The sequence below is a fragment of the Plantactinospora sp. BC1 genome, from assembly GCF_003030345.1.
In the GTDB taxonomy this organism is placed as follows: Bacteria; Actinomycetota; Actinomycetes; order Mycobacteriales; family Micromonosporaceae; genus Plantactinospora.
In genome coordinates, this window is the sequence record NZ_CP028158.1 from 6,783,410 (window position 1) to 6,796,848 (window position 13,439).

Consider the following 13,439-nt stretch of genomic DNA (forward strand, 5'->3'; position numbering starts at 1 on the left):
TACCCCCTCGCCGTCAACAGCAGGCACAGCGCCGTGCACCGCCGTCCGGCAGCCACCTGAGGCCGCCAGGCATCCCATCCACCTGCCAGCGACGCGGACACGTCCCGATAACGCTCGTTTCCGGGATGATCCACTACTGGCCGCAGCCGTCGGCAGTCCCTCAGGTCGCCAAGTCCCGAAACCCGTCCCGGAACCGGTGTGTCGACACCGAGGTTGCGGGACGTTTCCGAGACGATGTCCGGCATGATGACCCCCTCCGCCGTCGCGCCGGCCTCCGCGCAGCCGCACCACCGGATCCGGGTCGGGTATGCGCGGGTGTCGACCCGCGGCTAGGACCACCAGGCGCAGCTCGACGCACTGGCCGCCGCCCACCGCCGGGAGGTAGTGGTCGAAACGGCCAGTACCCGCGCGGAGCGGCCGAAGCTGCGCGCCGCCCTGCAGCGATTGCAGCCCGGCGACACGTTGGTGATTTACAAGCCGGACAGGGTCGCCCGGTCGATGAAGGACCTGCTGGTCCTCATCGAGGACGAGCTTCACGCCCGGGGTATCGTGCTGGAGATCCTGACCGGGGTGTGCACCGGAGTGCACCGCCCGCACGGCGCCACCATCGCCGACCGACTCCTGTTCGCCGTCGCGGCACTGGCCGCCGAGCTGGAACGCGAGCTGATCCGCGAACGCACCCTCGACGGGCTTCGAGCAGCGGCCGCCGCCGGCCGCCGCGGCGGCCGACCGATCGCCATTACGCCCGACCAACTCGACATCGCCCGAGCCCGGCAGGCACGAGGCGAGTCCGTGACAGCGATTGCCGCACATCTGGGTGTGGGACGGTCCACTCTCTACCGGGCGCTGCAACCGGACGGCGAGCCGCCATCCGATGTTGGCGCGGCACCACACCTCGCCATCGGCCAACGGCAAGCACAGGCACAGGCACGACGCTGACCCCACAGGCCTCACCACGGTCAAGCCGATGGCTGCCAGTTCCGCCATCGTCCCTCCCGGAGCAGCGGCCTTAGCGTTGTTTCCGCTGGAAGCTACGGGCGGCCCCAAAGCACTGCCGATCGACGCCGCCGATGTGCGAAGCGTTCCGCCTCGACGATCTGACCTCCGCCGCCGGCTACCTCGGGTCCTCGGTCTTCGGGCTCATCCTGCCTCTGATCGCCATGTTCTACGGCGCGGCGACGAGGAATCGGGGCGCCTGGCATCAGGGATTTGCTACCGCTGCGTTGCGCGTTGCGCGTGTCGCTGCATTTCCGTGCGGTGTTGGGTTAGCGCTCGTGACAGATTATGCGCGGTGCGTCGCGGTAAATGGCGGGGTGTCACTTGGGGATGGCGGTGCCATGGCGGCAGCCGGAGCAGGTGATCGGGCCGGTCAGGCTACTCCAGTTGACGAGGTCGGAGCTGGTGGCGGTGTAGATGCCGCCGTTGGTGTACCGGTCGGCGTACATCCGCCAGTTGCCGTTGTCCATCCGCATCAGTGACTGGCCCTCGAAATTGCCGCTGTATAGGTTCTTGCGTTTGGCATATCCGCTGGTCAGTGAGGTGGACGTCCAGAGCTCGATGTTCGCGTTGCCCGCCTTGGTGAAGGCGTGGTACGTGCTGCCCGACCTGACCAGGAAGGTGTCGATGTGGTTACCCGTGATACCGCCCATCACCGTCGGCCCACCCCAGGACGTCAGGCCGGAATTCTGCGCGGTGTAGACGTACGGCTTGAAGCAGTCGCTCGCGCAGGTGGTCTGGCTGACGCTGGCGATGATCCGGACGGTGTTGCCCTCGAGGTAGAACTCCGGCGCCCAGGTGAACCTGGTGTTCGCGACACCCGAGTTGACCCGGGCGATGGTTGTCCAGTCGCGCAGGTTGGTACTGGAGGCGATGTGAAAATAGCCTGAGTTCGTGGTCCACGACTGCACGGTGGAGGCGATGTAGTAGGTGCCGTCCCGCTTGATGATGCTCGGGTCACGCAGCACGCCGGTCGGGCCGCGGAAGTTCGTGTCGTACAGGACGCTGTAGTTGGTGCCGCCGTTGGTCGACTGGTAGATCCACAGCTCCTGGTCCGCGGCGCCGTCACCCTTGAACGTGGCGTAGATCAGGGTCGTGGCCGCGGACGCCGGGTGTGCCTGGACCAGCCCGGCCAGCAGTGCAAGGACGGCGCCGACCGCCGTGACCAGCCATCGCCGCGGCGCGGCGGGAACCTTTTCCGTCAACTGACTCTCCTGTGATCGGCCCAGTCGAGACTCGCTCCGGTCACGAGCTGGGCGGCCAATGCGGGTGTAGCGCCGGTCCTGGTTGCCGCCTGGTCGGAGAGACCGAGCGGGCAACGCCGGGGCCCTCCCGGCAGCTCTCAGGGCATCTGCTCAGACGTTGCCTGGTCAGAGCGTCGGCGATACCTTCTGGATGGTGCCGTCGGAGTTGAACCTCAGTTGGTCGACGCAGGTCTCCCGGTGGGTTCCGTCGCCGCCCGGGACCCGGAATCGGTGGTAGGCGATGTACCACGTGTCGGAGTTCGGAGCCTTGACGACCGATTGGTGCCCGGTGCCCAGGATGCCCAGGGAGGTGTTCTTCTGCAGGATCACACCCCGCTTGGTCCACGGCCCGGTCGGTGACGAGCCGGTGGCGTAGGCGACCTGGTAGTTGTCGCTACGGGTGTCGTTCTCCGACCACAGGAGGTAATACGTCGAGTTGCGCTTGATGACGAGCGGAGCCTCGTTGTAGCCGCTGGGCTTGAAGTCGCGCACCGTACCGCTGAAAGAGGTCATGTTCGAGTTGAGCTGCGCCACGTGCCCGGTGCCCTGACCCCAGTACAGGTACGACGTGCCGTTGGTGTCGGTGAAGACGGCCGGGTCGATCGCCTGGCCACTGTATTGCCCCGCCTTGACCAGCGGCCTGCCCAGGGCATCCTTGAACGGCCCGGTCGGGCTGCTGGAGGTAGCCACCCCGATGTTGGTGTCGGCGCTGAAGTAGTAGTAATAGGTGCCGTTCTTCTGGGCTATGGCAGGGGCCCAGGCGCGGCTGTCGGCCCAGCTGACCCCCGGTCCCAGGTCCAGGATCGTGCCGTGGTTGGTCCAGTTGACCAGGTCGGTGGAGGAGAACGCCGTGAACTTGCTGCTGCTCCAGCCGGCGAAGCCGTCCGTGGTGGGATAGACGTAGTAGCGCCCGTTGAAGACGGCGATGTTCGGATCGGCGTACAGGCCCTTGATCACGGGATTCTTGTTCGCGGCCTGGGCCGGCAGCTGATGGAACAGGCCACCGAGCAGGCTCAGGCTGAGCACGACGGCCAGGGGGCGAAAGTTCTTACGGCCCATGGAGTCACCACCTAATAATGAGGTATCGGAACCGAAGGAAGAGTGTTGCGGGTCCGTTTACCAGGACCGCCGGGTCGCGGAAGCTCGTCGTGCGATGCCGGTCGAGCGCCCATACTGAGCACCCGTGGCGACGGTTATCCGGTGACGCCGGTCGCGGTGTCGATGGTCCATGAGTCACGGCAGGTGATCGAGGCAGTCGTGCCGCTGATGGTCAGCGGCTGCCACTGGTAACGCGAGTCGGTGAGGTTGCCCGAGTTCCACCGGTCGCCCATGAAGATGTAGCTGGTCCGGCTGGAGCCGGCGACCGGCTGGATCCAGGTCGTCTGCGAGTTGCAGGTGTTGGTCCCGGACGGGGCGAAGCTGCGCCAGGACGACCAGGTGCCCGTGATCGATGTCGCGGTGGCGTACTGGTTGTCGTTGGTGGACCAGCCGGTCAGGTGTGACCCGAAGAGGTAGTAGATACCACCGATCTTGACCATGGCCGGTGACTCGTACTGCGGCAGGGTCTTCACCAGGGCGGACACGCTGAGGAAGTCCGGCGACAGCCGGTAGATCTGCAGGGCCTGGTTGGTGCGGTCCTCGCTGATGAGGTAGCCGGTGCTGCCGTCGAGGAACAGGGTGTCGTCGAGGCTGTCGTGGCCGGCCGGCTTGAAGCTGCCCCGGTAGGTGTAGGCGCCGCAGACGCTGCTGCTGGTGGCCACGCCGGCTTTCCGCTCGGAGTAGTTGGTGTTGTCGATGTGCATGTACATCACGTACATGGACGTGCTGCTGTTGTAGATCACGTGGGGTCGCTCAACGATCCGGTTGGGTCCGAGGTCGCCGCTGGACTGCCGGGTCAGCACGTTACGGACGAAGACCCAGTTCTTGAAGTCGGTCGAGGAGTAGCACTTGATGTTCTGGAACGGTGAGCCGTTGGTCTTGTCCTCGCCCAGCCAGTAATACGTGTTTCCGACCTTGGTGATGCCGCCGCCGTGGGCCTGGATGACGTTCCCCGAGGTGTCGTGCCACACCGTGCCGGGATACCGGGTCACGGGCGCGGCCTGGGCCGGCTGGCCGACCGCGAGGAGGCCGAGGATCACCGTGAAGATGGCAGACGCTTTTTTCATGCCGATCCTCCTGAGAATCGCTTCATCATTCGGCGTACCTTCCGCTCAGACGGCCAAGGCGACGTACGGGAATACCGTGCGCTTGGCGAATTGAGGCAGGACTTGCCTACCAACCAAGCCAACGGCCCGTGCGCTGCTAGTCGCGCTCAGCCGACAGGTTTCATCGATGTAACATCTGTAATAGATCTGCGCATGGCGTCGCAACAATACGAACACGCAACGACGCAAACGTTCAAAAGAGTTCACCGCTCGCTCCGCCCAGGGCGGAGCCACTGCTGTGACCTCCTCCCTGCTCATCCAGGGTCGAGCCGCTAGAGGACGAGGACGAGACCTACAGTGTTCTGGCCTGGGGCAGACCGACTCGGTGTTTGGACCGAACCTCGGGCCCGAGGACGAGTGACCCTGCCCGAGCTGCCGCCTCCGGCGTGATGGGTACGCCACCGCCGCAGGGCGATCGAGTCGGGTGGTCGCCCTAGATCTTCACCACGCTCAGCACCTGTCCCGTGCCGGTGAGGCTGGTCAGATCGAAGGTGACGCTGCTGCCGTTGGTGGTGAGCTGTCTGGTCGCGGCGCCGGGCACCGACACCTGGTAGGTGCCGGTCGGCAGGTTGCGAAAGGTGATCCGCGGGGCGTAGGTGCTGGCCGTCACGTTCTGCAGTGTTATCCGGATGTCGGTGAGCGAGTCCGCGACCACCGCTCGGGTGTATCGCGCCTTTTGGATCTCCACGGTGAATTTGTTCTTGTTGTACATCGTCAGCCGCGAGCGGACTCCGTCCTTCGGCGTGACGGTGTAGTAGCCGTTGGCCAAGGCAACATCGCCACCGTAGCCGTACAGGCCCACGATGCTGTCGTTGACGATGTTGACCGATGCCGTCCGAATCCCGCCCCAGAAGCCGAGGTCCGCCTCGCCCGACCATGCCCACCAGCCGTTGAGGTTGGGAATGTGGCTGTATTCGGACGTGCCTTTCTCGCTCTGGTACTGCCAGGAGGCGGCACCGATGTCGGCCGAATTGGAGCTGATCTGACCGGAGTTGATGTTCGCCCAGCCGGCCACGTATGCCCCGTTCGTCACCCTCATGACCTGGCTGAACTCCGGGCCGCTGGTGCCGCCGTAGGTGAGCATGTAATCCTGCTGCTGCCAGGCGCCCAGTTGGGTCTCGTAGCCGAGATTCCACCAGGACTCACCCATGTGCCGGTTGTCCGAGCCGTAGAAGTACCACAACGGTTGGGTGCCGCGGCTGGCCATCGACGCTGACATGGCCTTGTTGGCCATTGCGGTGTTGCCGTACATCTTCGCCAGCGTGTACGTGGTCTCAAAGCCCGTCGTGTCGATGCTCATCTCCGAGGCGAACGGGTACGCCTGCGCGAACATCCGGTCGCGCTTGACCCTGATGAAGCTCTCCAGCCGCGTCGCGCTGGCAGTCTGACCTTCGGTCCGCAGGGCGGCCAGAATTTCCGGGTACGTCGACTCGCCCATCAAGCCATGGGTGTTCGCGGAGTCGCCGAGCGGGTTGTTCGCCGGAATCTTGGTAAACATCGCTTCCAGTGTCCGGTAGCTCATGTCGAGGTACTGAGCTGCCGTGAAAGTGGTCCGCATCGTCGGGTAGGACTTGGCGACCCGGTACATGTTGTAGTAGGTGTTCGCAATGTGTACGTAGTTGTAGACGCGCCAGACCCCTTGGTCCCGGGGTGTGCCGTCCTGCCCGTCGTACCAGCGATAGACCTCGTAGGTACGTTGGCCGTTCGCGGTCTTGGACTGCAGATAGCCGTGGAGGAAGTTGGTGATGTAGTAGTCGACGGCCGAAACCTGGCTTTGTATCGGTGCCGTGACGTTCTTCTCCGAGACGAAGGCCGCGGGTGCTAGACCGAGGTCGTCTGAGCCGCCGGCCATCCATTCCTTCCACCCGCCGCCCGGGTAGTCGTCCCAGGTGATCAGCTTGTGGGTGCTCATACTCCATTGCAGGAACGCACCGTTGTAACCACGGGTGGTTCTCGCCTGCTGCTTCGTGGTGATGAAGTTGCTGCGCGAGGCGATCAGCGCCTCGACCGGCTGTATCGCGTAGTACTGCAGGACCGACTGCCTGCTCGCGCCGTAGTTGACGATGACGTCGTTGGCGCCGAGCGTTGGCAGGGTGACGTCGTAGATCGAGTATCCGTTCATCGTTCCACGCGGGGTCACGGTGATGTTCTTGCCGGGCTGTCCCACGACGCTGGTGATGCCGGCCCTGGCCCGCACGGCGAGCCTCGCCTTGGTGTCGGTGGGCACAACCATGCCGGGCAGCGAGACCGCGTCCACCACCCCGGCGTTGTACAGCACGTTTTGCAGGTCTGCGTAGTTCGAGGCCCACTGGAACGTGAAGCCGTAGGTTTTCTCCGCACCAGCCGCCAGCGTCAGCGACGTGGATGGCAGGTACGCGGCCGACTTCGTCGACCGGGCCACGGAAATATCCTTGGAGTGGATGAAGTACTCCACCAGACCTTCCCATGCAGGGTCGGACTCGCCGAACGGGCCCTCGCCTGCCCTGGCCTTGTCCTTGAATTCCAGCGACGTCCCGTCTTGTGGAGTCATCACCAGGAAGGGGCCGATGCCGTTCGGGCGCTGCCAGTAGATGTACGAGCCGTCGTCGGCAACGAATGAGTGACGTCCGACGTTCTGCTCGTAGATCGCGGTCTGGTCGTTGCTCTTCCAGTATCCGTCCATCAGGAGCGGAAAGCCGATGTCTCGGAACTCGATTGGGGTGGTGGATGTGTTCCGGATCCTGATCGTCCAGTTCAGCTGGCTGTTCGAGGTGCCGCCCAGGGAGTAAGACTCGGTGAGGCCGAAACCGTTGATGCCATTGGTGTGCGCCGCGGTGCCGGAGTACGCCACCGTGATGTTGTTGGTGCCGCTCGTCACGGTGCGGATGTCGTCGGACAGGGCCGTGTTCATCGAGGTGGAGGTCGTGGCGGCGCCCTTTCTGGCGCTGAACACCATGTCTCCCAGCCACCGAGAGTCGTTGATGTTGAACGCTGGTCGCGACGTCGGGTTGATGACGTAGTTCGTCCGGAACGGATCGGACGGGTTGGACAGCTGGTAGACACCACCCGTGGTGCTCTCCACCTGAACGTTGAAGCTTCCGGATGACAGGCTCAACGTCGCGGCCGCCGCTGGCTGCGCCGGAGCTACCACTATCAGGGTCGCCGCAATCGAAACAACTACGGACACAACGAGCTGCGGTCGCCCGGTTCGCGCAGGCGGACCGCCGAGGCCCATGGAATGTGCCCTTTTCCTTCGACGCGTGATCGGCACGTCGTCGCCTCCTTCGGTGTAGGAGTGGTGAGCAGTTAGACCCCTTCGGCATTCGTCCGGAGCCTCATTGAGGCCGTCAGCGCGGAGGCATGAGCGACCGAAGCCGAAGCGGAATAGGTGGAGGTGCGCTTTAGAAGTACGCACCTTCACCGACCCTCCTTTTCGGCCGCCGATCGGTGCCGGCCGCTGTCAGCGGCGTGTCCCGCTATCGGCGGTAGGCGCGGAAGTAGTCGATGACGAACTCCTTCGGGCGTGTGTCGGAGGGGTCCACGGTTCCGGTCCAGCCGGCGTTCTCGTAGATGCTCAGCAGGAACACCATGTTGTAGGCGGGCGAGGAGTTGATGGTCTTCTTGAGCACGTTGTCCACGTACAGCTTGACCTGGGTGGGTGACCACTCCAGCGCGTAGATGTGCATCTCGGTGTTGATGTTGAAGCCGGTGTTGATGGTGTTGCTGGACTCGGCGACGTTCGGGTCGGACCACTTGTGCAGGTTGAACAGGAAGCTGCCGGAGTTGGGTCCGGGGTCCTCCATGATGTCGATCTCGCTGTTCTGGCTCGCCGTGTCCTGTCGACCGACCGTCCAGAACGCGGCGTGCAGGCCGCTTCTGGCGGAGGTTTTGGCGCGGATCTCGAAGTAGCCGTACCTGGGTGTGTACTTCATGAGCGTCGGTATCGTGTGGTTCTGCGGGGAAGTCTTGTGCAGGCCGGTCCTCTGGCCGGTCTGGATGCTGGAGACCTTCATCGGGTTGTCGGTGTAGTACGTCGGCTGGTTGTTGTCGATGCGCAGCACGAGCGCGTTGTTGCGGAAGCCGTACCAGGCCCGGGACCGGGTTTCGGTGGTCCTCGACTCCAGGTATCTGGTGATCCACAGGTTGGTGTCGAGGCTGCCGTTGAACTCGTCGTGGCGGTCGAGGATCCAGCCGGGCTTCTCCAGGGGGTTCGGGGGTACCTCGGCCGCTTGGGCCGGTTCGGCGGTGCGTCCGGAGACGAGCGCCACCGAGGCCAGGAGGACGCACAGGACGGCGAGTCGTCGCAGGCGTCTGTTGTCCGAGATTGCGATCTTCATGACTGTTGGTCCTCTGTTCGGCTGCGGGTGCGGGTGGGTGTGATGGCGGTGCATGGCATGACGACACCGCGCGAGGGATGGGACGCGGTTGGTCGGCTAGGGCGTCGGACAACTCGCGGCGACGGCCGGTCGCCTCTGGTCCGGTGTTCGGGCGTGGATCGACGTCGCGGTGGTGGTCGGGGCATGTTCGTACGCTCCCAACGGTCTTGGGGTGTGGAAGCGTCCGCGCGGTGGCGGCGCCGCTCGTGGGATTCGGCACGACCGTCTTGTCGACTGGTCCATCCGGTGCCGTCGGGTCGGGGCGGAGTGTGCGGGACCGTCGGGAGCCCGCCGCTCCCGCCGTCGATGTCCCGTGTTACGCCCTGGAAAACGTATTCCAACACGATTGGTTCGTGCAGTCAAGCCTCTCGATTCGTGCCGGCGGTGTCGTGACGATGGTGCTGGTGGCGGTGGCACAATGCCCGGCATGGACGGGGCGGCGGGCCGGCGGGGCAGGCGCAAGAGCGGGCCGACGTTGCACGATGTCGCCCGCGAGGCGGGGGTGTCGGTCGCCACGGCGTCGCGGGCGTTCAACGGCAGCAGCACCCGCAACGTCAAGCCGGAGTACATCTCCCGGGTGTTGGCCGCCGCCGAGCGGGTCGGCTACCAGCCGCATTTGTCCGCGCAGGCGATTGCGCTGGGTTCGACGCGGACGGCGGCGTTGGTGGTCAGTGACGTCGACGATCCGTACTTCTCGTCGATCGCGGCCGGTGTGATCGCGGCGGCGCAGGCGCAGCGGCTGATCCCGACGGTCGCGGTTGCGGACCGTTCCCCGGAACGTGAGCTGCAGATCGTGCGGACGCTTCGGGGACAGCGCCCCCGGGTGATCATCATCGCGGGCAGCCGCATAGAGGGCTCAAGGACGGACGGCGGGCTCACCGAGGAGTTGGAGGCCTACCAGGCGGCCGGCGGTCGGGTGGTCCTGGTCAGTCAGGAAGGGTTGCCGTTCCCGACCGTCGCGATCGACAACGGCGGTGGGGCCTGCGCTCTGGCGCAGGCGCTGGTCGGCCGAGGCTACCGCCGGTTCGGGGTGTTGTGCGGGCCGCGGGTGATCCGTACCTCGCGGGACCGGTGTGCCGGGTTTCTGGCCGGGCTGGCTGCGCTCGACGTACCGGAACCGGTGGTCGTGGAGACCGGATTCGCCCGTGTCGGTGGGTACGACGCGACGCGGGAGCTGCTGGCTGACGGCCCCCTCGCGGTCGACTGCCTCGTGGCGATGAACGACGTGATGGCGATCGGCGCCATGACGGCGATCCGGGACGCGGGACTCGTCCCCGGTCGCGACGTGGGGGTCGCCGGGTTCGATGACATCAGCTGGTGCGTCGACCTCGATCCGGCGCTGAGTACGGTCGCCGTCCCGCTGCACCAGATCGGCGTCACCGCGATGCAACTCGCGCTCGACGACGACCGCAGCGCACGCGTCCTGCCGGTCCCGACGAGCGTGGTCCTGCGGGACAGCACCCCGCCACGCTGATCCTGCCCCCGACCTCGATTCGGGTATCGTCGGCGCACCGGCATCGGCGGCCGACGGTTCGGTTGTACCGGGAGGAAACACGTGCCGCATCCAGCCAGACCCACCGTCACGTTGCACGACGTGGCGGCCGCCGCTGGCGTGTCACTGTCCACCGCATCCCGGGTCTTGAACGGGAGTACCCGCACGGTCGCCCCCGAGTACGCCGAGAAGGTCCTCGCCGCGGCCGCCGCGCTGCGTTATACCGCCGATGCGTCGGCCCGCGCGATGCGCCGGGCCAGCGACTCGATCGCTCTGGTCGCAGACGACCTGACCACCGCCTCTATCAGCCTGGTACTGGCCGCGATGGAGCGGGAGGCCCGCAGCGTGGACGCGTTCGTCACGGTCGCCTCGACCGGGGGCACCCCGTCGCGGCAACTGGAGACGGTGCGGCTGATGTGCGCGATGCGCCCCCGCGCGCTGGTGCTCACCTCGAGCCGGCTCGACACGGACCTGCTGCAGGGTCGGCTGCTGCGCGAGCTGCTGGCCTACCAGCGCGACGGGGGCCGGGTGGTCATCTTCGGCGACACCGACATGCCGTTCGACGCGATCAGCGTGGACAACCGGGCCAGCGCGGCGCCGGTCGGCAGCTACTTGGCGAAGGCCGGTCACCGCCGGGTGACGATCGTGGCCGGTGCCGCCGACCGGGCCAACGTCAGCGACCGTGCGGTCGGCTTCACCGACGGACTGATCGCCGGCGGCGTCGACAGCGACGACATCCGGCTGGTGCACTGCGACGTGAGCCGGGAGGGAGGCTTCGCGGCGGTCGCGGGACTGCTTGCCCACGGGCCCCTCGACACCCAGGCACTGGTCTGTGCCAACGACGCGATCGCCATCGGCGCGATGTCCGCGTTGCGCGCCGCCGGCCTCCGGGTGCCGGACGAGGTGTCGGTGACCGGCTTCGACGACATTCCGCTGGCCACCGACGTGACGCCCCGGCTGACCACTGTGGCGGTCCCGCTGGCCCGTATCGGCCAGGACGCCATCCGCCTCGCACTCGGCGACCACGACGAACCTCGCCGAACGACCGAACACGGCGCGCTCGTCCTGCGAGACAGCACCCGCTCACGCGTCTGACCCAAGCCAGAGGCTCCGGCCGGTAGCGGCCGGCGGGTATCGACATGCTCCATCCGCCCTGGCGGGCGCCCGTCGCATGCCGCCGCGGACCCACGAAATCCCGCAGTGATCCCTTGGGAACCTTGACGGGCCGAAGGCCGGGGTGCATTGTGTGGAATACGTTTTCCCGGCTGCTCAAAGAGCATCCCGCCGGGCTGATCAGTCATGTGCGGAGGGGCGGATGAGCGCGCTCGGCGAACTGCGGACCATCCGGGGAAGCACCCGCGGCTCACCCCGTAAAAAGGACAACCGAACAGCGTTGGTGTTCCTGCTGCCGTGGTTCGGCGGGCTGTTCCTGATCACCTTGGGGCCGGTGGCAGCGTCGCTGCTGCTGGGTTTCACCGACTACAACCTGATCCAGCCGCCGGAGTTCAACGGTGTGGACAACTTCACCCGGATGCTGTCCGACGAGCGGCTGCACCACGCACTGCGGGTGACGTTCGTGTACGTGGTGGTCTCGGTGCCGGTCCAGCTGGCCTGCGCGCTGGGGCTGGCGATGCTGCTGGACCGAGGACTGCGCGGGCTGGCGTTCTACCGGTCGGCGTTCTACCTGCCCTCGCTGCTCGGCTCCAGCGTCGCGATCGCGGTGCTGTGGCGGCAGATCTTCGGCGCCAACGGTCTGGTCAACCAACTGCTCGACCTGGTCGGCATCCAAGGTCGGGGCTGGATCTCCGACCCCAGCACGGCGTTGTCGACACTGATCGTGCTGAACGTGTGGACGTTCGGCGCCCCGATGATCATCTTCCTGGCCGGGCTACGGCAGATCCCGGTGATGTACTACGAGGCCGCGCAGACCGACGGCGCCACCAAATGGCACCAGTTCTGGCGGATCACACTGCCGCTGCTGTCACCGATCATCTTCTTCAACCTGGTCCTGCAGATCATCCACGCCTTCCAGTCGTTCACTCAGGCGTTCGTCGTCTCCGGCGGCAGCGGCGGTCCGTCGGACTCGACGCTGTTCTACACGCTCTATCTGTACCAGCGCGGGTTCAACAACTTCGACATGGGTTACGCGTCGGCGCTTGCCTGGCTACTGCTGGTGATCATCGCCGCCTTCACCGCAATCAACTTCTGGGCCGCCAAGTATTGGGTCTTCTACGATGACTGACACCTTGCCCGCAGTGGAGCGGGCCGAGCCGGTGATGCTAGCCAACCCGACGCCGTACCGGCGCCGCCGGTCTCCTTTGCGCCTCGTGCGGACCGCCGTCAAACATCTCGGGCTGATCCTGCTCGCGCTGGTGATGCTCTACCCGGTGCTGTGGATGGTGGTCAGTTCGCTGCGGCCCAACGACGAGATTTTCCGCAGTCCCGGCCTGGTGCTGGACGGCCTGCACACGCAGAACTACGGCGAGGGGTGGGACGCGCTCGCCTCACCGTTCGGGCACTACCTGCTCAACTCGGCGATCGTGGTGCTGGGCTGCATCATCGGCAACCTGGTGTCCTGCTCGATGGCCGCCTACGCGTTCGCCCGACTGGAGTTCACCGGCAAGCGCCTGTGGTTCGCCCTCATGCTCGGCACGATCATGCTGCCGATCCACGTGATCATCGTGCCGCAGTACATCCTGTTCTCCCAGCTGGACTGGATCAACACGTTCCTGCCGCTGATCGTGCCGAAGCTGCTGGCCACCGACGCGTTCTTCGTCTTCCTCATGGTGCAGTTCATCCGCGGCCTGCCGCGGCAACTCGACGAGGCGGCCCGGATCGACGGCTGCGGCCACGGGCGGATCTTCTGGCAGATCATCCTGCCGCTGATGAAGCCGGCGCTGGCCACCACGGTGATCTTCACGTTCATCTGGACCTGGAACGACTTCTTCAGCCAGCTCATCTATCTCACCGATCCGCAGATGTACACGGTGCCGGTGGCGCTGCGGTCGTTTGTCGATTCCACCGTCAACACGTCCTGGGGCTCCATGTTCGCGATGAGCGTCGTGTCGCTCGTACCGGTCTTCCTGGCCTTCCTGCTCGGCCAGCGCTACCTGGTCAAGGGCATCGCCACCACCGGAGGCAAGTAGCA

The 13,439-nt window shown here is 65.7% G+C and carries 10 protein-coding genes and 1 pseudogene; 6 read left to right on the forward strand and 5 right to left on the reverse strand.

Annotation, left to right across the window (positions count from 1 at the left end; genetic code table 11):
* Positions 1-351: 351 nt before the first annotated feature.
* Both C6361_RS39075 and C6361_RS39080 read left to right on the forward strand, forming a co-directional pair.
* Positions 352-705: pseudogene (locus C6361_RS39075) on the forward strand (recombinase family protein); the annotation flags it as partial.
* Positions 706-732: 27 nt separating this feature from the next.
* Complete coding sequence (locus tag C6361_RS39080; RefSeq protein WP_304598556.1) at positions 733-939, forward strand: helix-turn-helix domain-containing protein; 207 nt, start codon at positions 733-735, stop codon at positions 937-939.
* A gap of 377 nt (positions 940-1,316) precedes the next feature.
* Here the strand turns inward: C6361_RS39080 and C6361_RS29745 are convergent, their stop codons facing one another.
* From C6361_RS29745 to C6361_RS29765, 5 genes are all read right to left on the reverse strand, one after another.
* Complete coding sequence (locus C6361_RS29745; protein WP_234359091.1) at positions 1,317-2,201, reverse strand: family 43 glycosylhydrolase; 885 nt, start codon at positions 2,199-2,201, stop codon at positions 1,317-1,319.
* Positions 2,202-2,366: 165 nt separating this feature from the next.
* Positions 2,367-3,299 (reverse strand): family 43 glycosylhydrolase, encoded by a 933-nt coding sequence (locus tag C6361_RS29750; protein ID WP_107269758.1) that lies wholly within the window; start codon positions 3,297-3,299, stop codon positions 2,367-2,369.
* Positions 3,300-3,433: 134 nt separating this feature from the next.
* On the reverse strand, positions 3,434-4,405 hold the full coding sequence (locus C6361_RS29755; protein WP_107269759.1) for a family 43 glycosylhydrolase: 972 nt from the start codon (positions 4,403-4,405) through the stop codon (positions 3,434-3,436).
* Positions 4,406-4,877: 472 nt separating this feature from the next.
* Positions 4,878-7,694, reverse strand: a complete 2,817-nt coding sequence (locus tag C6361_RS29760; protein ID WP_159079549.1) for a DUF5695 domain-containing protein — start codon at positions 7,692-7,694, stop codon at positions 4,878-4,880.
* Positions 7,695-7,899: 205 nt separating this feature from the next.
* On the reverse strand, positions 7,900-8,760 hold the full coding sequence (locus C6361_RS29765; protein ID WP_159079550.1) for a family 16 glycosylhydrolase: 861 nt from the start codon (positions 8,758-8,760) through the stop codon (positions 7,900-7,902).
* 466 nt (positions 8,761-9,226) lie between these two features.
* Here C6361_RS29765 and C6361_RS29770 point away from each other — a divergent pair, with 466 nt between their 5' ends.
* The 4 genes from C6361_RS29770 (at position 9,227) to C6361_RS29785 (ending at position 13,437) form a co-directional block, all read left to right on the forward strand.
* Positions 9,227-10,273 (forward strand): LacI family DNA-binding transcriptional regulator, encoded by a 1,047-nt coding sequence (locus C6361_RS29770; protein ID WP_107269762.1) that lies wholly within the window; start codon positions 9,227-9,229, stop codon positions 10,271-10,273.
* Between the two features lie 120 nt (positions 10,274-10,393).
* Positions 10,394-11,386 carry a LacI family DNA-binding transcriptional regulator gene (locus C6361_RS29775; protein ID WP_304598557.1) on the forward strand — a complete coding sequence of 331 codons (993 nt, stop codon included), beginning with the start codon at positions 10,394-10,396 and terminating at the stop codon, positions 11,384-11,386.
* 220 nt (positions 11,387-11,606) lie between these two features.
* Positions 11,607-12,533, forward strand: coding sequence for a carbohydrate ABC transporter permease (locus C6361_RS29780; RefSeq protein WP_107269764.1), 927 nt, complete (start codon positions 11,607-11,609; stop codon positions 12,531-12,533).
* A complete protein-coding gene (locus tag C6361_RS29785; RefSeq protein ID WP_234359094.1) occupies positions 12,526-13,437 on the forward strand; it encodes a carbohydrate ABC transporter permease in 912 nt (303 codons plus the stop codon). The genes C6361_RS29780 and C6361_RS29785 overlap by 8 nt, the downstream gene beginning before the upstream one ends.
* The last annotated feature ends 2 nt before the right edge of the window (positions 13,438-13,439 follow it).

Coding starts and splice junctions, on each gene's coding strand:
- C6361_RS29785 (WP_234359094.1), top strand. CDS start 12,526: ATGACTGACACCTTGCCCGCAGTGGAGCGGGCCGAGCCGGTGATGCTA.
- C6361_RS29755 (WP_107269759.1), bottom strand. CDS start 4,405: ATGAAAAAAGCGTCTGCCATCTTCACGGTGATCCTCGGCCTCCTCGCG.
- C6361_RS29765 (WP_159079550.1), bottom strand. CDS start 8,760: ATGAAGATCGCAATCTCGGACAACAGACGCCTGCGACGACTCGCCGTC.
- C6361_RS29750 (WP_107269758.1), bottom strand. CDS start 3,299: ATGGGCCGTAAGAACTTTCGCCCCCTGGCCGTCGTGCTCAGCCTGAGC.
- C6361_RS29780 (WP_107269764.1), top strand. CDS start 11,607: ATGAGCGCGCTCGGCGAACTGCGGACCATCCGGGGAAGCACCCGCGGC.
- C6361_RS29770 (WP_107269762.1), top strand. CDS start 9,227: ATGGACGGGGCGGCGGGCCGGCGGGGCAGGCGCAAGAGCGGGCCGACG.